We start from the raw sequence: 25,233 nt of genomic DNA on the forward strand, positions 1-25,233 counted from the left end.
CGGTCAATGTCTAGCTTTAATTGTTTATGTGAACCAACCGTCAGTTCTTGTAGTTTCTGATTGATAATAGACTGGTTCTTTAGGGCGGCGATTAGAGCAGCGTCTTTGGGGCTGTTTCCAAATGGTAGCAACTTCATTGATACCAATGATGAATTAGATAAATTTCTGTCTGCTAATATCTCTTGTGCTTGTGTAGCTAACTCTTTGATTCCAATTTTTTTACCATTTCCGATATTTTCCATTATTTCTGACTTATTCCTTAGCACTTCCGTAACCTTAAGATATTGTGCTTCTGCTAAGCCTAACATTAATTTTTGTTGAGGCATTGGCAAAGACGGTAGTAATTCCTGCATACGTTTATAAATCCCATTCGCATACACGCCATTATAAGTAATCTTTGCAAAACTATCGAGAGTAAGAAGTTCAAGTTCTGTTTTCACATTATCTGAGATTTGCTCATGTCTATTATTAAGATATTCTTGGCTTTGCCCCAAAACAGATAGGCTATCGGCTTGTTGAGAAACACTCAACTTTGGATCAACAAGTGAACTGGAACTCTGAGCCACCCCCACACCACTCACACTCAACACAGCCAAAGCCACAACAGACTTCTTTAAGCTAAACACAGATTTTTGCATAATATTATTCTCCAAGTTAAGTAATATTACGCTGTCTAATACAGACAGCGACTTAACCACGGATTATCCCCCCCCCCCCCCCCGCATATTTTGTCAAGCGACTACACTCAAAATAGATAAAAAATTTATTTTTGTTTTAGCTAAAGAGGAAAAGCAGTGCGAATAACGCAGCATAGGGAATATATGAAATTACCTTTCAATCAGATTATTTAATTGTATTGCCAAAAACACTTTTCTGGCTGATTAGAGAAAGCTATTAAAGGCATAAAAAAGACCAAAACGGCTTTACTTTGTTACTCGTAAAACCGTTTTTCTCGCAGTTTTTGTAGTTCTCTACGTTGAAAGTTTCACTAATTTTCTTCTGGCTCGAAGAGAATTGAACAAAAGCCTTAATCATTAAGAGGGATAACAAGCATATCAACAGAGATATTATTCATCACTTGACGTGTTGATGAGATAAACTTACTCCAAAAATCTTGGTGATGTCCTGTTACTAATAAGTCAATTTGATATTTTTCAATCGTTTCTTCTAGCACCTGACTAAAATCACCTCTTCCATTTAGTCGTTCTGTAATAGGATAGTCAATTTTAGTAGATAATGCTTCCAACGCCTGATGAGAATCTTGCGAAGCACAGTCTTGGATAGAAGAAAGGTTAATATCAATTAATCCAGTGTAAAGGTCAGAGAAATTTACATCAACGTGAATAATAGACAGTTTAGCTTCACATTTTTTAGCTAGACTCGCCCCCTTACGGAGTAAAATTAGGCTCTCTTCTGAAAGATCTACTGCAACTAGGATATGTTTATACATAAAATCTCCTTATCTAATGAACGATTTTCAATCGTGATATTAGCATATTCTTTTAAACAAAAACTTGAACTCGTTCTCAAATTTACAAATTGATCGTAAAAAATTTATGCTAAAAAGCGTATAATTCGCATTATTTACACCGCTTGTTGGATTTATTTTTTCTATTCTAACATCAATATAATAGGTCTAACTTTTATGGCGAGCGGTCGATTTTTTGGAAAATTTTACACAGATGAGGTTGGTATGAAAAAAGAGGAAGTCGGTCATCACTTTTTAGCACGTCTTGGTAAAACACGCTTACGCCCAGGCGGTAAATTAGCAACAGACTGGCTGATTGCTAACGCTAATTTTCATTCAGAGAAAAAAGTGCTAGAAGTGGCTTGTAATATGGGGACAACCGCCATTCAAATTGCTAAACAGTTTGGTTGTCAAATCACAGGTGTTGATATTGATGAAGAAGCATTAAAAAAGGCAAAAGTCAATATTAATGAACAAGAAGTTAGCGATCTTGTTCAGGTTCAGCGTGGCAATGCGACAAGGCTACCTTTTGAAGATAACACTTTTGATATTGTTATTAACGAAGCAATGCTCACAATGCTTCCTATTGAAGCAAAAGAAAAAGCCATTCGTGAATATTTTCGAGTGCTAAAGCCAAATGGACTTTTACTGACTCACGATGTTATGCTCAATCGTGAGGATAATACTCAAGTTGTACTAGACAAGCTAAGAAATGCGATCAATATTTCCGTTACACCGCTCACTAAAGCAGGTTGGAAAAACACCTTTTCAAATTGTGGCTTTCGTAACGTAGAAACGTTTACTGGTGAGATGAGTTTACTCTCCCCTAAAGGGTTAATTCACGATGAAGGTATTTTAGGCACACTTAAAATTATTAAAAATGCTCTCAAACCAGAAAACCGAGAAACCTTCAAAAAAATGTTCAACACATTTAATGATCCTGAAAATAAACTCGGCTTTATCGCAGTGTGCAGCCAAAAATAAAAAATTGCATGTGTTGGCGATCAGTTTGCAAAAAATTGCAAGAATTCGACCGCTTACACACGCAATGTATCCATATTGTTTAACATTAATGTTCATCCACATCGTTTTGCAGATTTTTAGCTTTCACGATGAATGATAAAGCTCGCTAAACTCTCTAACGCAATTGTATCAAAAGGTAATTCCGCTAGTGCATTTAACGCTGTTTGGTATAATTCTTGAGCTTTATTTTTTGCCTCTTCTAAACCCAATAATTTAGGGTAGGTACTTTTATTTAGTGCCTGATCAACCCCTATATTTTTCCCCATTTGTTCACTGTTGCCAATCACATCAAGAATATCATCTTGCACTTGAAAAGCTAAACCAATCGCTTGTGCATAAGCAATTAATTTTTGCTTTATCTCTGACTGATTGACATATTCTGAAAGGTTAAACCCCATCAAAATAGCCGCCTCAATTAACGCACCCGTTTTGTAGCTATGAATCTGTTCTAATTCTGCTAACGACACTACCTTATGTTCAGAAAGTAAATCTAAACTTTGTCCTAAGCACATCGCTTTTGCAGATCCTGATAATACCAGACATTGTGCAACCTTTTGCTTATCCGTTAAATTTGGATCTTGTGTGATCAACTCAAAGGCAAAACTTTGTAACGCATCGCCTGCCAAAATGGCGGTTGCTTCGTCAAAGGCAATATGACAGGTTGGCTGACCACGGCGTAATTTGTCGTTATCCATTGCAGGTAAATCATCGTGTACTAACGAATAAGCATGAATGGCTTCCATCGCTGTAGCACAATGATCCAATTTATCCAGAGCAACGCCAAGCATTCTGCCCGTTGCATAAATCAAAAATGGGCGAATTCGTTTACCACCTAGCAGTACAGCGTAACGCATAGCGTTAAATAAGGGACTTTTACAAGCGGTCTGTTCTGCCAATTTTTTTGCAAGAAAATCATTTACACGTTGCTGGCATTGTGCGAGATCTGCATTGAGTGCGTAGTTCATCTTTCATTCCTTATGGTGTGTAATCCGAAAGGCTAGCATTCTCATCTTTCTGTAATAAAATTTGAATGCGTTGCTCCGCTTTTTGTAATTTCTCTTGCCCAAATTGTACTAATTTGATCGCAGTTTCAAATTCACTCAATGCCTCTTCAAGTGGCAGCTCCCCCCCCTCTAGACGTGAAACAATGTCTTCTAATTCCTTGAGCGTACTTTCAAAGTCTTGTGTTGGTTTTTTAGCCATTTATTCCTCCGATAAATAGAACTTCATTCTACTTGAGAATACTATAAAAGTAGATTTTTTTCTGCTATCGTGCAAAGTAATTTAAGATAAAACATCATTTAGGAGAATATGATGCAAGTCACAGAACTGAATCTTTATCCCATTAAATCAACTCAAGCCTATCAAGTCTCACAAGCTTTTATTCTCCCCCAAGGGTTACATTTCGATCGTGAGTTTATGCTAACAGAAACCACTGGAAAATTTATTACTGCTCGTAAAGATAGCTCACTTTATCGCCTCACCGCCTTTCCTATCCCGTTAGGTATTGTGATTTGTGATGAAAAAGGTGAACAGTGCATCGCACTTTACCGTGATTTTACGCACACTCAAACAAGCGAAGTATGGGGGACACATTTTCTCTCTTGGGTCGCACCTAAAAAAGTAAACTCGTGGCTTTCGCAATATATTGGACGAGAAGTTCAATTACGCTGGATTGGAGAACAGGGCTTGCGAACTGTGGAAACTTTCGCTAAAAATCCCCTCAGCTTTGCTGACAGCAATCCAATTCTACTTACCTCTGAATGCTCGCTTAAACAACTAAATAAATGGTCTCCTATCGCTGTCAGTATGGCACATTTTCGATCCAATATTGTCATTAATGGTCATACTCCTTTTGAAGAGGAACAGTGGCGGCGTATTCAAATTGGCAATGTCATTTTGCAATTTGCACAACATTGCACTCGTTGTGTGTTAGTTACACGAAATCCACACACACTTGAACTTGATCCTAACGTTGAACCCTTTAGAACCTTGAAACAACATCATACAAATGAGCAAGGTAAACCAATTTTTGGGATACATTTAGTACCTCAAAATAGTGGTGTAATTCGTTGTGGAGATACAGTGAAAGTGTTGGAAAAAAGATGAGGACAACAAAATGGAAGCATAAAAGGTGAGGGCACCTCCAGCTAAGTCTCGGCACATAAACATTTCGACTTTGGCTGCTTTCTTCCGAACCTGACCGAGTAAACCGAACGTTATTGCAAGCGACCGAAAATGCCCTCATAGAATTACACTTGATGTGTAAGGCTTGCGATTATAATGCTATCTTACTTATAGTACAAGCTAAATTATTGTTAAAACTGCCCAAACAAGTCATTGATTGCTTCGCTGATGGTTGGGTGAGTGAAGATTTGGCTCTTGAAATAATCCGCTTTGATGCCGTTATCCATCGCCAATTTAAATAAGTTGATGATTTCGTGGCTGTTTTCACAAAACAGCGTTACGCCTAGGATTTCACGAGTCTGTTTGTCAATAATCGCTTTTAAGAAGCCTTGCGTTTGATTGACGATTTTGGCTTTTGGTACGCTGTTTGCTGGCAGTTTGGCGACTTGATAATCCCTGCCACTGGCACGGGCTTGTTTTTCGGTCATACCGATGTGCGAAAGGGGCGGCTCAATAAAGACACTGGTTGGGAAAATTTGGCGATCATTGCGGCTTCTTGTGCCACTGCCAAACAAATCGTCCACCACGATGCGATAGTCATCAAGCGAGATGTAGGTAAACTGTGGGCTGCCTGCCACATCGCCCAATGCCCAGATGTGGTCGCTGGCTTTTAATTTGTCATTGCAAACCACATAGCCACGCTCATCAAGCTGCACTGAAGTGTTTTCTAATTTCAATCCGTCTGTATTGGCACGTCTGCCAATCGCCACCAGTACCGCATCAGCCTCAAGCGTGAGTTTATTGGTCAGCACTTCGGTGTGCGTATCTTGCTCTACAAACTGCTCAACGCTTGTGCCAAGATGTACCTCAATACCACGCTCAGCCAGCAGCCCTTGCATCACTTCACGCACATCGTCATCTTCTTTTGCCAGCAGAGTGTCATTTAGCTCAATAATACTCACTTTGCTACCAAAGGCTTGATACATAAAGGCAAATTCCAACGCAATAAATCCGCCGCCGACAATCACCAAACGCTCAGGGTGGCTGTCTTGAGTGTCGCCTAGATTGAGCATTTGTGTGCTGTTATAAATCCGCTTGCCGTCAATGCCTGCAATTTTTGGCATAATACTGACCGCTCCTGTATTGATAAAAATACGCTCAGCGGTGATTTGCTCGCCTGTGGAAAGCTCAACCGTGTGGTCATTGACAAAACTTGCCGTAGCGTTGATCACCTCAACATTCGCTAAATCGTCCACTTTTTTAAAATTCGCCTGACGCAAGGCTGAAATGAGGGCGGTTTTTTGAGCCATTGCAGAGGCAAAATCGTGCTTTTTGCCTGCAAATAGTAATTTTTTGGAGGGGATGCAGCCCACATTGATACAAGTTCCGCCATACATTTGGGCAGATTCTTCCACCAAAATGGTCGACTCGCCGTGTTTATCAAAGGTTGCCGCCAGCGTTTTACCTGCCTTACCAAAGCCAATGATAAGATTTTTGGTTTGTTTCATTTCTAACTCCTAGGTTATTTTATACGACATATTTTCATAACTACAAACGGCGAGCTTGCCAAAATGCTTTCGACCAGTAAGGGGAATTTATATCTGAATAAATCACACCACCTTTCGTTGAAGCGTGCAGAAATTGACCATTTTTAACATACACCCCAACATGCTTGCCGTTCGGTCCTCTACCTGTGTTAAAAAAGACTAGATCGCCTGTACGAATGTCTTTTCTATCCACTTTATTGCCAGCTTTTGCCTGTTCTACTGTTGTTCTTGGTAATTTAATGCCAAACAAATCACGATAAGTAATTTGCGTAAATGCAGAACAATCTACCCCCCTTTTACTGTTTCCTCCTAAACGATAGCGAGTATTTTTCCACTCTCGTTGGTGTTCACTTAGATGAGCGATCGTCATAATCGGATCGCTGATTGAAGTTTGATGAATAGCAAATATTTTATTGGTTGTTTTATTTGATACCTTTTCGCCTGTTTGGTTCGCACAAGCTGCCAATAATATTGATGTCCCTATAATGAATAAGAAACGACTCTTTCCAATTATGGTTTTCTTTATTTTTTTACATTCCATTTTGTTATTTACATATCCTATGAAATAGCCGACATAAAAGGCACTCAATAATAGAATGCCTTAATAAGAGAATAATAATTACGTCTTAACTTTCGCTTGTCCAACTCGCTCTCGCAATTTTTGCCCTGGTCTAAATGAAACTATCCTGCGTGCTGAAATGATTACATCTTCGCCTGTTCTAGGATTACGTCCTGGTCTAGGCTGTTTTTCTCGTAATAAGAAATTGCCAAACCCAGAAAGTTTTACATAATCCCCTTGCTCTAACGCAACACGAATTTCCTCAAAAAATTGCTCCACAAAGCATTTCGCAGTTTGTTGTTCAAGCCCACATTTATCAACTAGGTTTTCAACTATATCCATTTTAGTCAGTGTCATATTTCCCCCTACACTAATCTCGTAGCAAGGCTTGATAACGTTGAGATAAAGTTTCAAGAATTGATTGAACAACCGCATTAATTTCTTCATCTTCAAGTGTTTTTTCTGTGTCTTGAACCACTAAACTAATTGCAAGGCTCTTCTTACCCTCTGGTAAATTCTCTCCTTGATATACATCAAATAAATTAGCTGCGACCAATTTTTCTCCACCAATTTGACGACAAGTTTCTAAAACTTCACCTGCAAATACCGTTTTATCAACAACAATCGCAATATCACGCTTGTTAGCAGGGAAGCGAGAGATCTCTTTTGCATTTGGAATAAGGCGTTCTTCAATAGCTGAAAGACGCAGCTCAAATACAATTGGCCTACCAGACAAACCTAATTTTTGTGCAATTTTGGGGTGGAGCGTACCGATAAAGCCGACTTCTTCACCATCAACCACAATAGCTGCCGACTGTCCTGAGTGTAATGCTGGGAATATTTTAGCAACAAATTGCACATTGTCTTGTTTACTAGTCAAAGAAAGAATACGTTCCACATCGCCTTTCAAATCAAAGAAATCCACATTCTCACCTTTACTTTCCCAGTGTACTGAACGCTTATCCCCTGTAATCACCGCTCCTAACACAGCTTCTTGGCGAATACCATTTTCAGCATTTGCATCAGGAAGGAAACGTAGTCCTGTCTCAAAAATACGCACTCTATTTTGCTGGCGATTTTGATTATAAGCCACAGTATTTAATAAGCCTGTCAGCAGAGAGACACGCATTGCCGACATCTCACTCGAAATAGGATTTGGAAGAATAAGAGCTTCTTGCTCAGGGTGTAAAAGTTGTTGAATCTTTGGATCAACAAAGCTATAAGTAATCACCTCTTGATAATCATTATTCGCCAGAACTGCTCGAATATTCTTCTCTTCCAACACCTTTTCAGGCACCCCTTTCATTTGTAAATGTGCCAAAGGTGCATTATTTGGAATGCTGTTATAACCATAAATACGAGCGATTTCTTCAATCAGATCTTCCTCGATCTCGATATCAAACCGCCACGTTGGTGATTTCACTGTCCAGACCTCATCAGCATAAACCGCATTAAACCCTAAACGAGTAAAAATATCGGTAACGACCTCTGTTTCAATATGATGACCCAATAAGCTATCTAGCTTACTACGGCGTAATGTTACCTCTTTTGATTGAGGTAGATATTCATTATTCTCCGCTACATTAATTTCGCCAGCTTGTCCACCACAAATCTCCAGAATTAAGGCTGTTGCTCGTTCCATTGCTTGATAGGTCAATTCTGGATCAACGCCACGCTCAAAACGATGTGAAGCGTCAGTATGTAAACCATATTGGCGAGCACGACCCGCAATCGCAAGTGGTGCAAAAAATGCCGCTTCTAAGAGAATATCTTGAGTTTCACTGCTCACGCCACTCTCTTTTCCGCCAAAAATCCCTGCCATTGCAAGCGGTCCATTTTGATCAGAAATAAGTAATGTGTTTGACTGTAACTTAGCTGTTGTTCCATCAAGCAAGAGCAATTCTTCATTCTCTTTTGCAAAACGAACCTGTATAGGCTGAGCCACTTTCCCCATATCAAAGGCGTGCATTGGCTGTCCTAGTTCTAGCAAACTTAAATTGGTAATATCCACGATAGGATCAATAGAACGAACACCACAACGGCGTAGCTTTTCTTGTAGCCATAATGGTGATGGTGCTTTTACATTGACATTTTTAATCACACGCAAAAGATAGCGAGGGCAAGCTTCCGACGCTTGTAAATCTATCGCAATTTTATCCGCAATCGTCGCTTTAATTGGCTCAATTTTAGGCGTGTTTACAGACATTTGATTAACTACACCCACTTCTCGAGCAATGCCAGTAATACTCAAACAGTCTGCTCGATTTGGCGTTAAGCTAATTTCAATCGTATTATCATCAAGCGTTAAATAACGACGCAAATCTTCACCAATATGCTCTTTCGCATCGGCTGGCAATTCAATAATTCCATCAGTATCTATGCCAATGCCTAGTTCAGAAAATGAACAAAGCATACCCTCTGAAACTTGACCACGCAATTTAGTTTTCTTAATTTTAAAGTCATTTGGTAAAACAGCTCCCTCTGTAGCACAAGCCACCAGCAAGCCAGCACGGCAATTCGCCGCACCACACACAATATCCAATAAACGCTCGCCACCCACATTGACTTTTGTAACCCGCAATTTATCAGCGTCAGGGTGTTGCTCTGCTGAAACCACTTCCCCAACAACAACACCACTAAATTGTCCAGCAACGGGTTCAACGCTATCCACTTCTAGTCCTAGCATAGTGATTTGTTCACATAGCTGCTCTGTTGAAATAGTAGGGTTCACCCACTCTCGCAGCCAAGATTCGCTAAATTTCATTCTCTATCCCCTTCATTATAATTCTATTAGTCGTTTAAAAATTTGCAAAAATCAAACAAATAACGACCGCTTGTTAATCTATATCCTTGTTAATCTATGACTATTTAAATTGCTTTAAAAAACGCAGATCATTTTCAAAGAACGCTCGCAAGTCCGTTACATTGTATCGTAGCATAGTCAAACGCTCCACGCCCATACCTACCGCAAAACCTGAATATTCATTTGGATCAATACCTGCATTGCGAAGCACATTTGGGTGAACCATTCCACAGCCTAGCACTTCTAGCCATTTACCATTTTTCCCCATCACATCAACTTCCGCAGAAGGTTCAGTAAATGGGAAATAGGATGGACGAAACCGAACCTGCAAATCCTCTTCAAAAAAGCGGCGTAAGAAGTCGTGGAGCAGACCTTTTAACTCGGTGAAATTCGCTTTTTTATCCACATACAACAACTCGATTTGGTGAAACATCGGCGTGTGAGTTTGATCATAATCATTACGATATACTCGTCCTGGTGCCATAATACGGATTGGCGGCTGCATTTTTTCCATTGTACGAATTTGTACGCCTGAAGTCTGGGTACGCAACAAACGTTGAGCATCAAACCAAAAAGTATCGTGATCAGCCCTTGCTGGGTGATGAGCGGGAATATTCAACGCATCGAAATTATAATAATCGGTTTCAATCTCTGGACCTTTTTCTACGCTAAATCCTAATTCAGAGAAAAACTTCACCACTCGCTCAATCGTTATCGAAACAGGGTGAAATCCTCCCAACTCCATTTTTCGCCCTGGTAAGCTGACATCAATGCTTTCGCTTGCTAATTTAGCATTTAATTCCGCATTCTCGAGTTCTTCCTTTTTGCTATTCAGTGCATTTTGTGCAAGCTGCTTCGCTTCATTCACTTTTGCTCCAAAAGCAGGACGTTGTTCTACTGGCACATCACGTAACCCCTGCATTAATGCCGTAAAGTGTCCTTTTTTTCCAAAAAATTCAACTCGTAGTGTTTCTAAACCTGCCACATTCTCTGCTTTCTTAATCGCTGAAATTGCTTGTGCCACAATATTTTCCAATTGCTCAGCAATAGATTCTAAATTTTGCATACCAACCCTCTACTCAATAATAAAAATATGTTCACCAACTGAATATTTATTTGATGATGACAAAAACAAATGATAATACGTCTAGCGGAGCTTGTAAATTTTTATTACAACTAACACATTGATTTTAAACGCTCTTCATTTTCTTTTCGAAGTATAATTCAAGATTTATACTTGTTCAAAAACTCTCTTATTTTGTAAACTATTTGCAAAATCTTTCATCTATCTAACCGCTCGTGGGAGATTAATTCGTGATCTTCCCCACAACATACGCTAAAATAGCACCGAATATAAGAACGCAGGTGGCGTATTTTTGTATTACGTTGCTTAATTTAATCTGATCTATTTTATGGAGATACCTCTATGGCAATGAATAATATTTTAGGATTATTCGCACATTCGCCGCTTAAGCCATTACAAAAACATTCAAAAAAAGTAACTGAATGTTGTACATTATTAATTCCTTTCTTTGAAGCTACTTTTGATAATCGTTGGGAAGATGCAGAAGAAATTCGCAACAAAATCATTGATCTAGAACGTCGTGCTGATGCACTTAAACGTGAAATTCGATTAAAATTACCTCGTGGCTTATTTATGCCACTAGAACGTACCGATCTATTAGAACTCGTTACACAACTTGATAAATTAGCCAATTACTCAAAAGATATTTCAGGGCGTGTCATTGGTCGTCAATTATCTATCCCTTCGGAAATTCGCACTGATTTTATCCATTTCTTAGCTCGCAGCCTTGATGCTACCATTCAATCTGACAAAGTGATTAATGAGATGGATCAACTGCTTGAAACAGGTTTTCGTGGACGTGAACTTAACTTTGTCAATACGATGATTTTAGAGCTAGATACTATTGAAGATGATACGGATCAATTACAAATTATCCTACGCAAAGGATTGTTAGGAATTGAATCATCATATAATCCGATTGATATTATATTTTTATATAAAATCATTGAATGGGTTGGCGTACTAGCTGATCAAGCACAGCGTGTTGGATCACGTATTGAACTAATGTTAGCACGCTCATAGGAGAACAAAATGGAAATTATTCAACAATATGGACAGCTAATTATCATCATTACTACTATCTTCGGCTTTTTAATGGCGTTTGGAATAGGGGCTAATGATGTATCTAATGCAATGGGAACCTCCGTGGGATCAGGTACAATTACCGCTAAACAAGCAATTTTTATTGCCATGATCTTCGAATTTGCAGGCGCCTATCTAGCAGGTGGAGAAGTTACTGAGACAATAAAAAGTGGCATTGTTGATCCTAGTTTATTTACCCATACCCCTGACACTTTAGTCTTAGGAATGATGTCTGCCCTTTTGGCTGCAGGTGCTTGGCTACTCATTGCTAGTTTAATGGGTTGGCCAGTATCCACCACGCACTCTATTATTGGTGCAATTATCGGATTTTCTCTCGTTACCGTAGGAAGCGAAGCGGTAGAATGGAGACAACTCGGTGGCATTGTTGGAAGCTGGTTTGTAACCCCTCTTGTGGCTGGCTTAGTTTCATTTACTATTTTTAGCAGCACACAAAAATTAATTTTTGATACCGAACAACCAATGATAAATGCTCAAAAATATGGTCCTTTCTATATGGGATTAACTGCCTTTATTTTGAGCATTGTAACAATGACAAAAGGTTTAAAGCACGTTGGGCTTACTCTATCTACTTCAGAAACTGTCATTATTTCAAGTATTATTGCCGTAGTTTCAATCGTTGGCTGCTATTTCTATTTCCGTAGCAATGCCTTCGCCAACCGTGTACAAGGCGGTACGTTTGGTGGTGTTGAAAAAGTATTTAGCATTCTAATGCTGCTTACAGCTTGTTCAATGGCTTTTGCTCATGGGTCAAATGACGTCGCCAATGCAATTGGTCCATTGTCTGCTGTAGTATCCATCGTTGAACAAGGCGGTATCATTGCAGGCAAAAATACCTTAGCCCCGTGGATTTTACCATTAGGTGCAGCAGGCATTGTTGCTGGCATGGCAATAATGGGCTACAAAGTGATGGGAACAATTGGTACAGGGATTACAGATTTAACCCCTAGTCGTGGCTTTTCAGCAGAATTTGCGTGTGCGATTACTGTTGTTATAGCCTCAGGTACAGGCCTACCAATCTCAACAACTCAAACACTGGTTGGTGCGGTATTAGGGGTGGGTTTTGCAAGAGGAATTGCAGCACTAAATCTAGGCGTAATCCGAAATATTGTAGCCTCTTGGGTGATTACACTGCCTGCTGGAGCGATTCTTTCAATTATTATTTATCGTATTTTAGACTCATTTTTCCGTTAATTTGTAATTAAATCAAAAGGAAAGTGATTAATGCTTTCCTTTTGATTTTCTCTCCAATCTAGGATTTTCTATGCGGCAGCAAATTTCATCTTTATTTTTTGTATCATTACTAGCAAGTTTACTGTTGGGAATGTCTTTCTCCAGCTATGCACAAACATCACCATCTTCCCAAGCTTATCCAACACACTATGTTAGCGAAAATCTAAAGACCTATTTGCGTAAAGGACCAAGCGATCAATTTAAAATTTCAGGCACAATCACAGCAGGTGAAAAAATCACGTTAATAGAACGTAAAGAACGTTATTCCCTCATTCGTGATAGTAAAAACCGAGAAGCGTGGATACTCAATTCGGAACTGACCACAATCCCCAGTTCGAAGGAACTCACACCTAAACTTCAACAGCAAGTACAAGAATTAAGTCTCAAATTGCAAAAAATCGATCAAGATTGGCAACAACGTACCACAGAAATGCAGCGTAGAACGATCCAAGCACAGCAACAAAGCCACGATTTAATTGAACAAAATGCAAGACTAAAACAAGAAATCAACATTCTCAAAAATAAAAACCGAGAATTAGAAGCCTTTCAAGATACTGAGACTAGAGAAATTATGATTCAATATTTTATTTATGGTGGCAGTGTGCTATTTGTCGGACTGTTAATTGGATTATTGATGTCTATTTTCCTACCTAAACGCCGTTCACATTGGAATCACTAAATGTCTCTTAATAACATTAAAATTGTGCTAATTGAAACTTCTCACAGCGGCAATATTGGTTCTGCTGCTCGTGCAATGAAGACGATGGGATTATCCCAATTATGTCTTGTTTCACCAAAAAAACCTATTGATGAGCAGGCTATCTCATTAGCGGCAGGAGCAACGGATCTGTTAGAAAATTGCCAAACTTTCTCCAATTTTAATGACGCTGTTGCCAATTGTCAGCTTGTCATCGGCACCAGTGCTCGATTAAGACACCTACAAAATACCCTGTTTGAACCACGTGAGTGTGCAGAATTAGCGTTACAACGTAGTCTAAAAAACAAAATAGCGATTGTGTTTGGACGTGAAAGAATTGGGCTAACCAATAGCGAATTACTAAGATGCCACTATCATCTTAATATTCCAACTAACCCTGATTACGGCTCGCTAAATATTGCAATGGCGGTTCAACTTGTTAGCTATGAGCTACGAATGGCTTGGCGTACTATGCAAAAAAATCCTCAAAATCCACCGCTTGCAGACTACCCCACTGCTGAAGTGCTAGAACATTTTTTTGCACATACTGACCGTTTATACACACAACTCGGCTTTATTCGTAACGATAGCGTTATGTTGAAATTACGCCGGCTCTATCAACGAGCAGAACTTGAGACGGCTGAGTTAAACCTACTGCGAGGAATGCTTACCGCTGTGGAAAAATACACGGCTCAAAAATAACTGTTCCGCTACTGGCGAGCTAAACGCAAGTTCGCTGGAAGCGGTTCAAAATTGGATCGGAACGGATTAATATCTAGACCACCTCGCCTTGTATAACGAGCATAAACCGTTAATTTCTCTGGCTTTGCAAAACGCATTAAATCACAAAAAATTCGCTCAACACACTGCTCGTGAAATTCATTGTGTTCACGGAAGGACACCAAATAACGCAATAATTTTTCACGATCTAACCGCTTACCCACATAATGAATTTGCACGCTTCCCCAATCTGGCTGGTTGGTAATTAAACAGTTTGATTTTAATAAATGGCTGACCAATTTTTCCTCAACCATTTCGCCTGTCGCCACCTGTGCTAAATGCTCAACAGAAAATTGATAATCATTAATCTCAATATCCTGCTCATCAATTAACTCACCTTCCAAAGTTGTAATAGGTTGATTCGTGTAATCCGCTAATTTGCAAAGTTTTACTGAAATTTCACCGCTTGCACAACTTTGCAGGTCATGTTGCAGTGTAGTTTGTACATCATTCCAAGATGCAAAACGTGTCTGATTAAAACTATTCAAATATAATTTAAAACTTTTTGATTCAATTAAATTTTGGCTATCGGCATTAATCACCACATCAGCAATCGCTACTTGAGGTACACCTCTCATATTTAGCCAAGATAACTCATATAACGTCCAAAGATCAGCCCCAACAAATGGTGGATTTTCCATAATCCCTAAATCGGTTCGATTTAACTGGCGAGGTACAGATTGCAAAAGCGAAGCATCGTAAGCGTGCTTATATTCGGTTTTCTTTCCTAATTTCAACGTGGAAAGACTTTGATGATCGTACATAATTTTTTCCTTAACAATTAGAATGAAACAAGATGGTTAAAAAAAGCGAGGTAATTGTGCGAGACTATCCAACACCAAATCCGCTTTTTGCTCTGCTTCAACAGTAGTCATCTTACCTGTTCTAACCAGCACTTTTGTTTTCACTCCAGCATTTTCCGCTGCCAACAAATCGTCCAACTTATCGCCCACCATCACAGACTGCATAGGATCGATATTCAAATCTTCAATTGCCTGTAGCAGCATACCCGCCTGCGGTTTACGACAATCACATTCCTCACGATAAGGCTCTTTCCCTTCTGGGTGATGAGGACAATAATAGATCCCATCAAGCACCACGCCATAATCTTCTTCTAAAGACCAGTCTAGCCATTCTGTCAGCTTTTCAAATTCCGCTTCGCTAAAATAGCCTCGAGCAATGCCAGATTGATTGGTGACTAATACCAATAAATAGCCTTTATCTTGCAGCTGCTTTAACGCCTTCCCCACGCCATCAATCAACTGAAAATCATCTCTTTTATATACATAACCGTGATCGATATTAATCGTGCCATCACGATCGAGAAATATTGCTTTATTTACCATTTTTTTGCCCCTGTTGTGCAAGAATAAAATCAAGCAATCTCTGATGATGTTCTGATGTTTTAAATTTATCAAATACCGCCTCAATGATTCCTTTTTCATCAATCAAAAAACTCACACGGTGTATCCCCTCATAAGTTTTACCCATAAATTTCTTTTCACCCCAAACACCGAATGCTTGTGCAACTTGATGATCAGGATCAGAAAGTAGCGTGAAATTAAGGGATTTTTTTTCTTTAAATTGACGTAATTTCACAGGTAGATCAGGGCTAATCCCCAACACCACAACATTTAATTCATCAAATTGCGATAGATTATCTCGCAGTCCACAGGCTTGTGTGGTACAACCTGGGGTCAAGGCTTTTGGATAGAAATAAACGACAACTTTCTTCCCTAAAAATTGCGATATAGAAACAGTTTGCTCATCTTGATCAAGCAATGAAAATTGTGGCACTTTTTGTCCAACGGTTAATAAATTCATTACAAAGTTCCTTGTAAAAGATTATTTTAATTATTGCTATTTTACCTCTTTTTTTCGCCGACTGTCCTATTTTTCACACCACCCATAAATGAAAAAAGTTTCCTAGATTGTGTGTTGAGAACACACCACTTGCCAGCGATTTTTAGTTTCCTATCAAAAATTTATATGTGGTGTAGTATGAACGTTAGTGATAGAATACCTTCTAATTACATCACCACTAGCTGAACTCAATCCACGATTTAATCCTTATTTTATATAAAATAAACCCACACATTAGTGTGGGTTTGCGATGGAGTTTTTATGTCCAACATTTACCAAGGTTACAACACAGACACCACCTACACTTACGGCTATTATCTAGCCCTTAATCCCTCACAAATTATTATGCCATTTTTAGCATCGGGCATCGCACCGCCTGAAGTGATCAATGCCTGCGAACTCGGTTTTGGTCAAGGCGTTACCATCAATATGAATGCCGTCAATACCCAGACCCACTGGTATGGTACCGATTTTAACCCATCGCACGCAGCGTTTGCCCAGCATCTAAATCAAATCAGCGGTGCTGGCAGTGTGTTATCCGATCAAGGCTTTGATGAATTTTGTCAGCGTGATGACTTGCCTGAATTTGATTTTATCGCCCTGCACGGCATTTGGTCGTGGATATCCGACCACAACCGCCAAGTCATCATCGATTTTGTCCGCCGCAAACTCAAAATCGGTGGTGTGCTGTACATCAGCTACAATACCCTCCCTGGCTGGTCAGCAGCTGCTCCAATTCGCCACCTAATGGCAGAGCATCATCGTGTTATGTCGGCAACAGGCACTAACCATTTTGCCAATCTGGATAAAACACTAAACGACATTGAACAGATCTTTGAGAAAAGCCCTCGCTTACTAAACAATAATCCAAATATTTCTGCCCGACTAAAGGATTTAAAAGAACAGAATAAAAGCTACATTATTCACGAATACCTCAATCAAAACTGGTATCCGCAATATTTTTCAGAAATCGAACAAATGCTTCATGATGCCAAAGTCAGCTACGCTTGCTCGGCAAACTACCTAAACGACTTTGCCGAAACCACACTCAATAACGACCAAAAACAAATATTAGCAACCATAAGCAACCCAAGTTTTGCCCAAACCGTCAAAGACTTCTTCTTAAACACTCAATTTCGTGCCGACTATTGGGTCAAGGGCAAGCGTGAATTAAACTCTGTCGAGCTCAAAAAATACTGGTATGATCTGCGTGTAATGCTCAAAAATCGTGATCAAGTCAAGCTAGAAGCCTCACATGTGCTTTCTACCGAGCTGGTCGCTGATATTTTTAACCCAATTTTAGACTTACTTGCCGATAACAAACCTAAAGCTGTTGCACAAATCGCTGAAAAACTGACCGCTATCTCAGATGAGATTTTATTTCAGATCTTAACCATTCTACACGCCAAAGGCGATTTGGTATTGGTGCTGCCCGATGAACAAATTGAACAAAACAAAACTCGCACCCAAGCTCTAAATAGGTATCTACTCTCACAAGCTCACAGCAATCCTGAGGTATTATATCTGGCAAGCCCCGTCACTGGCACCGCCTTTAGCTATAATCACCCACAGTTGCTGTTCTTAAGTGCCTATTTAGCAGGTGAAAATCCCAAAAATTGGGGTAAATATGCAGTTAAAGCACTAGAAGCCAACAACCTATTGCTTAAAAAAGACGGTGAAATCCTCCAAGATCCAAAAGACAACCTCGCCGAAGCCAGACGACAAGCCGAAGAATTCCTCGCCAACGGTCTTGAAATGGCGAAAAGATTGGGGATTGTGGAGTAAATTTTAATATCAATGATTTCCTCCTTCTGTCTAACCCGAAGGAGGAAAAAATATTCACTTTGCCAAAGTTTAGTGAAATGCGGTATCATCTGCAAAAAACCATTACCGCTAAATCCTATGGCAACTTACCTTATTGGCGATTTACACGGCTGCTTTCGTGAATTTCAACAGCTACTTCAACAAGCAGATTTCAATCCACAATACGACGAACTTTGGCTAACAGGTGATCTCGTTGCTCGAGGAGAAGATTCACTTTGTTGCCTACGATTCGTCAAAAATCTAGGCAAACAAGCCACCGTCGTATTAGGAAACCACGATCTCCATTTACTCGCCGTCTTGCAAGGCATTCAGCCATTAAATCCTAAAGATCGGATTGAAGCCATACTTTCTGCTGATGACCGAGAAGAGTTGCAAGATTGGCTGAGAAATCAACCACTTGCAGCTTACCACCCTCAATATCAATTCTTACTTGTACACGCAGGCGTTAGTCCCGAATGGGATCTAGCCACCACATTGCAATGTGCCAATGAAATACAAGCGGTGCTTTCTAGCGAAAAATTTGCAGAGCTGCTAACACAAATGTATGGCAATATGCCTAATCAATGGTCGCCTCAATTACAAGGCATAGAAAAATTACGCTACGCAATCAACGTATTCACTCGAATGCGTTTTTGCTACCCCAATAAACAACTCGATTTTGAATGCAAACTGCCAGCTGATCAAGCTCCAGAAATATTAAAACCGTGGTTTGAATTAGATAATCCGCTATTTAAAACGCAATCAATTGTCTTCGGACATTGGGCAAGTCTAATCGGCTACCCGACCCCAACAAATATTTACGCACTAGATACAGGTTGCGTATGGGGAAACCATTTAACCATGCTACGCTGGGAAGACAAGCAGATTTTTACTCAACCTCGCCTACATGCGGCGTAAATTTCAGCAAACAAACCAGCAAGCGATTGACTAAACATTATAACCTCACTATAATTCGCCTCGTTTTCACGCAAATTGCGACTGTAGCTCAGTTGGTTAGAGCACCACCTTGACATGGTGGGGGTCACTGGTTCGAGTCCAGCCAGTCGCACCATCTTATCTTTCCTAATCTCTCATCGTTTATTGCAGTACATTCAAAATAATGGCACTAGCAAGTTTTTTCTCAGCCCTCGTTTCTCTTCTTATCATCTTTTTTCTTTGCAAATGTCGCAGTAACTGGATTAAATAACATATTCAGATCCCCTTCTCTTTCGCAAGTTTTTCAATTTTTCCTCATAATTTCTCATCACTACTTTCTAAAAAATAACATAAAAATATTACCGTTTATAGTAAACTAGCCCTAATTGAAATAATAAGGATAAATAAATAATGTGGTTCAAAAATCTAATCATTTATCGCTTAACAAAGCCGTTCTCTTTTGATTCTGAAATATTTTCTGATCTGCTTGAACAAAATAAATTTTTTCCTTGTAAACAGAGCGATATGAGTAAATTTGGTTGGTCATCACCACTCAATAACAGTGAGCTGCTTTATTTTAGTCAGGGCAAGCAGCTTTTATTGATCTCACATAAAGAAGATAAATTGTTGCCTTCATCTGTTGTGAAAAAAGAGACTGAATCTCGTATTGAATCATTAGAACAAAAAGAACAGCGTAAATTGAAAAAAAACGAAAAGCAGGCAATTAAAGAAGACGTAATTGCAATGTTATTGCCTCGTGCTTTCAGCAAACATCAATTAACCACCCTTTGGGTAGATTTAGAAAATCAGCTCATTTACATTGATACCGCCTCAACTAAACGAGCGGAAGATAGTCTTGCACTACTACGTAAAACGTTAGGTTCTTTGCCCGTTGTACCATTGTCATTCAAGCAATCTCCCAGTGAAATAATGACAAATTGGATTGCCAAAGGGCATCTCCCAAGCTGGCTAACGTTATTAGAAGAAGCGGAATTAACATCTTTTGAAACAGGCAGTATTATTCGTTGTAAAAGACAAGATTTAGAGAGTGAAGAGATTAGCCAACACCTCGCTGCGGGTAAATTTGTTACGAAACTGGCATTAGAATGGGAGAGGCATTTTTCTTTTGTTCTTAGTGAAGACGGCACGATGTTACGTTTAAAATTTACAGACGAGGTGCGAGACAAAAATGAAGATATTCTAAAAGAAGATAAAGCACAACGTTTTGATGCAGATTTTCTCTTGATGACAGAAGAATTGCGACTGTTTAGCGAAAAAATTATTGCCGAATTTGGTGGCATTCAGGAGAGCATTTGATGGAAATTTATTTGGTCGGTGGTGCAGTTCGAGATCGCTTGCTAGGTTTAGAAGTCGGCGATCGAGACTGGTTAGTCGTTGGTGCAACAACGGAACAACTCAAAAAAAGTGGCTTTCAACAAGTGGGAAGCGATTTTCCTGTGTTTTTACACCCAATAACGAAAGAGGAATATGCACTTGCTAGAACTGAGCGTAAAATTGGCAATGGCTATAATGGGTTTATTTGCGATTTTTCTCCGACCGTTACCCTTGAAGAAGACTTGCAACGGCGAGATTTAACTATTAATGCGATTGCAGAAGACAAAAATGGTCAATTACACGATGTTTACGGAGGCATTAAAGATCTGCACCAACGGGTATTACGCCATATTTCTCCCGCATTTAGAGAAGATCCTCTACGCGTCCTACGAGTGGCTCGTTTTGCTGCTCGCTATCATCATCTAGGATTTAAAATTGCACCTGAAACTGCAAAATTAATGCAAGAAATAACCGCTTGTGGTGAGCTTAATCATCTGACAGTAGAACGAATATGGCTTGAAACTCAAAAAGCATTTGCAACTGCCTCGCCACAAATTTACTTTCAGGTATTGCGTGAGGTCGGTGCTTTAGCTGTACTTTTCCCTGAACTTGATGCTTTATTTGGCATACCACAACCTGAAAAACATCACCCTGAAATTGATTCAGGTATTCATACCTTATTGGTGATCGAGCAGGCAAAAAAACGGATTGATCAAGCTCATAATCCTGAAGCTGTGCTGTTTGCCGCACTGTGCCACGATTTAGGCAAAGCACTCACGCCGAAAGCAATTTTGCCTCATCACTATGGACACGAACAAAAAGGTGTTGCTCCAACTACTCATTTAGCTAACCGTTTAAAAGTACCTAACGACCACAAAACGCTAGCAAAACTAACCGCTGAATTCCATACACACTGTCATAAAATTGCAGAGCTACGCCCTGAAACCATAGTAAAGCTATTCAATAAATTTGATGCGTGGAGAAAGCCTGAACGTTTTTTTGATTTTCTCCTAGTCTGTGAAGCAGATAGCAAAGGACGATTAGGATTTGAACAACGTGAATATCCACAACGAGACAACATAAAACAATTGCTAGATATTGCAAACCAAGTCAGCGTGCAGCAGGTAATTGCTGACGGTTTTGAACAATCTGCTATCCGTGTTGAATTAGATAAACGTAGAGCGTTAGCAATTAAACAGCATTCTACGATAGCTCATAAATCTTCATGATCATACCCACTCATACCCCAAAAAATAAAAGCGACCGAAGTCGCTTTTATCAAAATCATCGCCCATTAGAGATTAAACACGTTTAAAATCTAAGTGAACTAATTTTGGTTTAGTTGGGTGGCGTTGAATTGCTTGAACTTTTACTTGCTCTTCTTTTCCATTAACAGAGATCGTTAATACTTCGTTATAGAATGCATCGTGAGCTTGTGCATTATTCACTTTATCGTGATCTAATATAACAGAAACAGGTTCTGCAGAACCACCATAGATAATTGCAGGTACTTGACCATTATGACGCAGGCGGCGGCTCGCACCCTTACCTTGCGCTACACGCACTTCAGCTTCAAATTTAAATGACATAAATACATTTCTCATTCATTGAGTTTTTCAACTCGAGTAAATAAACAAAAATAGCAGGCGACCCAGCTATTCCCTAAAATCTCGACTAAAAAGTCGGTGGCAGATTCTAATCAAAAAAGATTAAAAAGTCAAAAATAACGTAGCTGAAACTCAATGATAAATTGCAGTTACCTCACTGACGATTTCACCTTGCGAGAGCGTAGTAGTAATTTTTTCTCCTATTTTGACCGCTTGTGGATTAATCAACGCTCTTCCTTGTGAGTCTAAGGTAACTGAATACCCTCTTGATAGCACATTCAACGGGCTTAAATTATCGAGTTGTAAGCAGATGGATTGGAATTGTTGCTGCCGCTGCCGTAATTTGGCTACCATTGCAATACGCAGACGCTGTTGCAAATATTTATGATCTTTTTTATAGCGTGCCAATTGATGACTTAATGCGGACTGATCTAACTTGATCATTATTTTTTCTAATTTATTTTGCTGATGAGTAACGATTATGCGGCATACTTTTTGTAATCGCCGTTGCATTTGATTAAGCTGTTGCTGCTGCCCCCTTAATTTTTGTTGAGGCTGTTGCTGATGTAAACGGTCAGATAAGCGAGCAAATTTTGTAGAAGACATTGCCAATAAATTGGTCATCGCTCTTGCTAATCGTTGTTGTAATATGGAAAGTAATTTATGCTGCTGTTGCCATATTCTAAGCGGATTTTGTGCATTTAAACGTGTATTTAAGTGAGCAAAACCACTCAATTTATCATTCCAAAGCCGATCAAATGCCAAATTTGTCCTATTCTGCAATTGTGATAATCGACGAATCCACTCTTGTCTGTCTCGACTTACTAGCTCTGCGGCAGCCGATGGTGTTGCTGCTCGAATGTCGGCAACAAAATCAGCAATGGTAAAATCAACCTCGTGTCCAACAGCACTCACAATAGGTAATGAAGAGTAGTAAATTGCCTGAGCCACAACTTCTTCATTAAAGCACCACAAATCCTCAAGAGAACCGCCGCCTCGCCCAACAATCAGTACCTCACACTCTTGACGCCTATTTGCCAGCTCAATCATTTTAACGATCTCACCTGCCGCTTCTTTTCCTTGCACTAAGCTAGGGTAGATAATGACCTCAAGGGTTGGATCTCGCCGTTGTAGTACAGAGAGAATATCCTGCAATGCAGCCCCATTGGAAGAGGTAATCACGCCAATTCGCCTGATAAATGTCGGTAAGCTTTTTTTGTGCGATGGGTCAAACCAGCCTTGATGTGATAATTTATTTTTTAATGCCTCAAATTGTTGCTGTAAAACGCCTTCACCTGCAAGTTGCATACTCTCAATAATCACTTGATAGTCACCACGAGGTTCATATAAACTGACGCTAGCACGCACTAAAACTTGTAAGCCATTTTGTGGCCTAAAAGCCACTCGCAAATTTTTCATTCTAAACATCGCACAGCGAACTTGTGCGTGTTCATCTTTCAGTGTCAAATACCAATGCCCTGAAACTGGACAGCTAAAATTAGAAATTTCTCCTACTAGCCAAATATGCCCAAATTCCGTTTCTAATAGTTGTTTAATTGAACCGTTAAGTTGCGTTACGGTAAAAATATTTTGCTGCATCTTGGGTCTCGCCTATCCTAATCCACATAAAGTCTCTTTTCATATTCTAGAGCATATACGAACAAGAACATATAAAAACAGCACAAATAAAAAATTACAACACTAAATTTATTTACAATTCGCCTTGTTTCTGTATAATTCGCTCGCAATTTTTCCACCTACTTTTTACCTTTTTAAGGAATTATTGCTATGCTAAGAATTGTACAAGAAGCTCTTACATTTGACGATGTACTTCTTATTCCTGCACATTCAACTGTCTTGCCGAATACTGCCGATCTTTCTACTCAATTAACTAAAGATATTCGATTAAATATTCCAATGCTTTCTGCTGCAATGGATACCGTTACTGAAGCTAAATTAGCCATTTCTCTTGCACAAGAAGGCGGTATTGGCTTTATTCATAAGAATATGTCCATTGAACGCCAAGCAGATCGTGTGCGTAAAGTGAAAAAATTTGAAAGCGGTATCGTTTCTGATCCTGTAACCGTCTCACCAGATATGACGCTCTCTGAACTTGCACAACTCGTTAAGAAGAATGGTTTTGCGGGTTATCCAGTCGTTGATGGCGAAGGTAATTTAGTGGGGATCATTACAGGACGAGATACTCGTTTTGTATCAGACTTAAGCAAAACTGTCGCTGATTTTATGACGCCAAAAGATCGCTTAGTCACTGTGAAAGAAAATGCCAAACGTGAAGAAATTTTTCACTTAATGCACGAACATCGTGTTGAAAAAGTGTTAGTCATCAATGACTCATTCAAATTACAAGGTATGATTACCTTAAAAGACTATCAAAAAGCGGAACAAAAACCAAATGCCTGTAAAGATGAATTTGGACGTTTACGTGTAGGTGCAGCAGTCGGAGCTGGGGCTGGTAACGAAGAACGGATTGAAGCACTTGTTGCTGCAGGTGTTGATGTATTATTAATTGATTCCTCTCACGGTCATTCTGAAGGTGTGTTGCAACGAGTACGAGAAACTCGAGCCAAATACCCAAATCTACCCATTATTGCAGGCAATATTGCGACCGCTGAAGGAGCAATTGCATTAGCTGATGCTGGAGCAAGTGCCGTTAAAGTCGGGATTGGACCAGGTTCAATCTGTACCACTCGCATTGTAACAGGCGTTGGCGTCCCACAAATCACAGCGATTTCTAATGCTGCCGAAGCACTAAAAGATCGTGGTATTCCTGTGATTGCTGATGGTGGCATTCGCTATTCTGGCGATATTGCAAAAGCCATTGCAGCAGGAGCAAATTGTGTGATGGTTGGCTCAATGTTTGCTGGAACAGAAGAAGCACCAGGGGAAGTTGAACTCTTCCAAGGCAGAGCATTTAAATCCTACCGTGGAATGGGATCGCTGGGTGCCATGAGTAAAGGGTCATCAGATCGCTATTTCCAATCAGATAACGCTGCGGATAAGCTCGTGCCAGAAGGTATAGAAGGTCGTATTCCATACAAAGGTTTCTTAAAAGAAATTATCCATCAACAAATGGGCGGATTACGTTCTTGTATGGGCTTAACAGGTTCAGCGACGATCGAAGATCTCCGCACTAAAGCTCAATTTGTTCGTATTAGTGGTGCGGGTATCAAAGAGAGCCACGTCCACGACGTAACCATTACCAAAGAAGCGCCAAACTATCGCTTGGGCTAACTAGTGTATGGACTA

The 25,233-nt window shown here is 39.7% G+C and carries 25 protein-coding genes, 1 tRNA gene and 1 other RNA gene; 12 read left to right on the plus strand and 15 right to left on the minus strand.

Annotated features, from left to right (window positions below; all coding sequences use genetic code 11):
* Both EV693_RS02735 and EV693_RS02740 read right to left on the minus strand, forming a co-directional pair.
* Nucleotides 1-638: hypothetical protein (locus EV693_RS02735; RefSeq protein ID WP_132500866.1), on the minus strand; the 638-nt coding region annotated here is incomplete at its 3' end.
* Between the two features lie 389 nt (nt 639-1,027).
* Nucleotides 1,028-1,450 carry a universal stress protein gene (locus tag EV693_RS02740; protein WP_132500867.1) on the minus strand — a complete coding sequence of 141 codons (423 nt, stop codon included), beginning with the start codon at nt 1,448-1,450 and terminating at the stop codon, nt 1,028-1,030.
* Nucleotides 1,451-1,693: 243 nt separating this feature from the next.
* Here EV693_RS02740 and EV693_RS02745 point away from each other — a divergent pair, with 243 nt between their 5' ends.
* Nucleotides 1,694-2,452 (plus strand): class I SAM-dependent methyltransferase, encoded by a 759-nt coding sequence (locus EV693_RS02745; protein WP_132500868.1) that lies wholly within the window; start codon nt 1,694-1,696, stop codon nt 2,450-2,452.
* 116 nt (nt 2,453-2,568) lie between these two features.
* Here EV693_RS02745 and ispA read toward each other — a convergent pair whose 3' ends face one another.
* The gene (gene ispA / locus EV693_RS02750) at nt 2,569-3,456 is read right to left on the minus strand and encodes a (2E,6E)-farnesyl diphosphate synthase (protein ID WP_132500869.1); all 888 of its coding nucleotides are present in this window, start codon (nt 3,454-3,456) and stop codon (nt 2,569-2,571) included.
* 10 nt (nt 3,457-3,466) lie between these two features.
* The gene (gene xseB, locus EV693_RS02755) at nt 3,467-3,694 is read right to left on the minus strand and encodes an exodeoxyribonuclease VII small subunit (protein ID WP_132500870.1); all 228 of its coding nucleotides are present in this window, start codon (nt 3,692-3,694) and stop codon (nt 3,467-3,469) included.
* Between the two features lie 111 nt (nt 3,695-3,805).
* Here xseB and EV693_RS02760 point away from each other — a divergent pair, with 111 nt between their 5' ends.
* Nucleotides 3,806-4,600 (plus strand): MOSC domain-containing protein, encoded by a 795-nt coding sequence (locus EV693_RS02760; RefSeq protein WP_132501007.1) that lies wholly within the window; start codon nt 3,806-3,808, stop codon nt 4,598-4,600.
* Between the two features lie 31 nt (nt 4,601-4,631).
* Here the strand turns inward: EV693_RS02760 and ffs are convergent.
* The 6 genes from ffs to pheS form a co-directional block, all read right to left on the minus strand.
* An RNA gene (gene ffs / locus EV693_RS02765) (signal recognition particle sRNA small type) lies at nt 4,632-4,730 on the minus strand.
* A gap of 79 nt (nt 4,731-4,809) precedes the next feature.
* Nucleotides 4,810-6,126 carry an FAD-dependent oxidoreductase gene (locus tag EV693_RS02770; RefSeq protein WP_132500871.1) on the minus strand — a complete coding sequence of 439 codons (1,317 nt, stop codon included), beginning with the start codon at nt 6,124-6,126 and terminating at the stop codon, nt 4,810-4,812.
* A 40-nt stretch (nt 6,127-6,166) separates the two neighbouring features.
* On the minus strand, nt 6,167-6,706 hold the full coding sequence (locus EV693_RS02775; RefSeq protein ID WP_132500872.1) for a C40 family peptidase: 540 nt from the start codon (nt 6,704-6,706) through the stop codon (nt 6,167-6,169).
* A gap of 78 nt (nt 6,707-6,784) precedes the next feature.
* On the minus strand, nt 6,785-7,081 hold the full coding sequence (locus EV693_RS02780; RefSeq protein ID WP_132500873.1) for an integration host factor subunit alpha: 297 nt from the start codon (nt 7,079-7,081) through the stop codon (nt 6,785-6,787).
* 13 nt (nt 7,082-7,094) lie between these two features.
* Nucleotides 7,095-9,488, minus strand: a complete 2,394-nt coding sequence (pheT, locus tag EV693_RS02785; protein WP_132500874.1) for a phenylalanine--tRNA ligase subunit beta — start codon at nt 9,486-9,488, stop codon at nt 7,095-7,097.
* A gap of 100 nt (nt 9,489-9,588) precedes the next feature.
* Nucleotides 9,589-10,593 carry a phenylalanine--tRNA ligase subunit alpha gene (gene pheS, locus EV693_RS02790; protein ID WP_132500875.1) on the minus strand — a complete coding sequence of 335 codons (1,005 nt, stop codon included), beginning with the start codon at nt 10,591-10,593 and terminating at the stop codon, nt 9,589-9,591.
* Between the two features lie 360 nt (nt 10,594-10,953).
* Here pheS and EV693_RS02795 point away from each other — a divergent pair, with 360 nt between their 5' ends.
* The 4 genes from EV693_RS02795 to trmJ all read left to right on the plus strand — a co-directional run bounded on the left by EV693_RS02795 (nt 10,954) and on the right by trmJ (nt 14,344).
* A complete protein-coding gene (locus EV693_RS02795; protein ID WP_132500876.1) occupies nt 10,954-11,634 on the plus strand; it encodes a TIGR00153 family protein in 681 nt (226 codons plus the stop codon).
* Between the two features lie 9 nt (nt 11,635-11,643).
* Nucleotides 11,644-12,906 (plus strand): inorganic phosphate transporter, encoded by a 1,263-nt coding sequence (locus EV693_RS02800; RefSeq protein WP_132500877.1) that lies wholly within the window; start codon nt 11,644-11,646, stop codon nt 12,904-12,906.
* Between the two features lie 70 nt (nt 12,907-12,976).
* Entirely contained in the window at nt 12,977-13,624 is a 648-nt protein-coding gene (locus tag EV693_RS02805) for a TIGR04211 family SH3 domain-containing protein (protein ID WP_424991503.1), read from the plus strand.
* Nucleotides 13,625-14,344 carry a tRNA (cytosine(32)/uridine(32)-2'-O)-methyltransferase TrmJ gene (trmJ, locus tag EV693_RS02810; protein WP_132500878.1) on the plus strand — a complete coding sequence of 240 codons (720 nt, stop codon included), beginning with the start codon at nt 13,625-13,627 and terminating at the stop codon, nt 14,342-14,344.
* An 8-nt stretch (nt 14,345-14,352) separates the two neighbouring features.
* On the opposite strand, the gene queF is transcribed toward trmJ, so the two are convergent.
* Genes queF through bcp form a run of 3 tightly spaced genes read right to left on the minus strand, consistent with a single transcriptional unit; the run spans nt 14,353 to nt 16,246 of the window.
* Nucleotides 14,353-15,189 carry an NADPH-dependent 7-cyano-7-deazaguanine reductase QueF gene (queF, locus tag EV693_RS02815; protein WP_165904867.1) on the minus strand — a complete coding sequence of 279 codons (837 nt, stop codon included), beginning with the start codon at nt 15,187-15,189 and terminating at the stop codon, nt 14,353-14,355.
* A gap of 33 nt (nt 15,190-15,222) precedes the next feature.
* Nucleotides 15,223-15,768, minus strand: a complete 546-nt coding sequence (gmhB, locus tag EV693_RS02820; RefSeq protein ID WP_132500880.1) for a D-glycero-beta-D-manno-heptose 1,7-bisphosphate 7-phosphatase — start codon at nt 15,766-15,768, stop codon at nt 15,223-15,225.
* The gene (gene bcp, locus EV693_RS02825; RefSeq protein ID WP_132500881.1) at nt 15,758-16,246 is read right to left on the minus strand and encodes a thioredoxin-dependent thiol peroxidase; all 489 of its coding nucleotides are present in this window, start codon (nt 16,244-16,246) and stop codon (nt 15,758-15,760) included. The genes gmhB and bcp overlap by 11 nt, the downstream gene beginning before the upstream one ends.
* 300 nt (nt 16,247-16,546) lie before the next feature.
* Here bcp and EV693_RS02830 point away from each other — a divergent pair, with 300 nt between their 5' ends.
* From EV693_RS02830 to EV693_RS02850, 5 genes are all read left to right on the plus strand, one after another.
* Complete coding sequence (locus EV693_RS02830; protein WP_132500882.1) at nt 16,547-18,070, plus strand: class I SAM-dependent methyltransferase; 1,524 nt, start codon at nt 16,547-16,549, stop codon at nt 18,068-18,070.
* 117 nt (nt 18,071-18,187) lie between these two features.
* Nucleotides 18,188-19,006, plus strand: coding sequence for a bis(5'-nucleosyl)-tetraphosphatase (symmetrical) ApaH (gene apaH / locus EV693_RS02835; RefSeq protein WP_132500883.1), 819 nt, complete (start codon nt 18,188-18,190; stop codon nt 19,004-19,006).
* 77 nt (nt 19,007-19,083) lie between these two features.
* A tRNA-Val gene (locus EV693_RS02840) sits at nt 19,084-19,160 on the plus strand.
* A 272-nt stretch (nt 19,161-19,432) separates the two neighbouring features.
* Nucleotides 19,433-20,341, plus strand: a complete 909-nt coding sequence (gene rdgC / locus EV693_RS02845) for a recombination-associated protein RdgC (RefSeq protein ID WP_132500884.1) — start codon at nt 19,433-19,435, stop codon at nt 20,339-20,341.
* The gene (locus EV693_RS02850; protein ID WP_132500885.1) at nt 20,341-21,588 is read left to right on the plus strand and encodes a multifunctional CCA addition/repair protein; all 1,248 of its coding nucleotides are present in this window, start codon (nt 20,341-20,343) and stop codon (nt 21,586-21,588) included. The genes rdgC and EV693_RS02850 overlap by 1 nt, the downstream gene beginning before the upstream one ends.
* A gap of 72 nt (nt 21,589-21,660) precedes the next feature.
* On the opposite strand, the gene rplY is transcribed toward EV693_RS02850, so the two are convergent.
* A complete protein-coding gene (gene rplY, locus EV693_RS02855) occupies nt 21,661-21,948 on the minus strand; it encodes a 50S ribosomal protein L25 (RefSeq protein ID WP_132500886.1) in 288 nt (95 codons plus the stop codon).
* 150 nt (nt 21,949-22,098) lie between these two features.
* Nucleotides 22,099-23,565: an exodeoxyribonuclease VII large subunit gene (gene xseA / locus EV693_RS02860; RefSeq protein WP_132500887.1), complete on the minus strand. Its 1,467-nt coding sequence runs from the start codon at nt 23,563-23,565 to the stop codon at nt 22,099-22,101.
* 189 nt (nt 23,566-23,754) lie between these two features.
* Between xseA and guaB the strand changes: the two genes are divergently transcribed.
* Nucleotides 23,755-25,218: an IMP dehydrogenase gene (gene guaB / locus EV693_RS02865; RefSeq protein ID WP_132500888.1), complete on the plus strand. Its 1,464-nt coding sequence runs from the start codon at nt 23,755-23,757 to the stop codon at nt 25,216-25,218.
* Nucleotides 25,219-25,233 lie beyond the last annotated feature (15 nt).

Origin of the sequence: Nicoletella semolina, from assembly GCF_004345745.1 — a bacterium.
Classification (GTDB): Bacteria; Pseudomonadota; Gammaproteobacteria; order Enterobacterales; family Pasteurellaceae; genus Nicoletella; species Nicoletella semolina.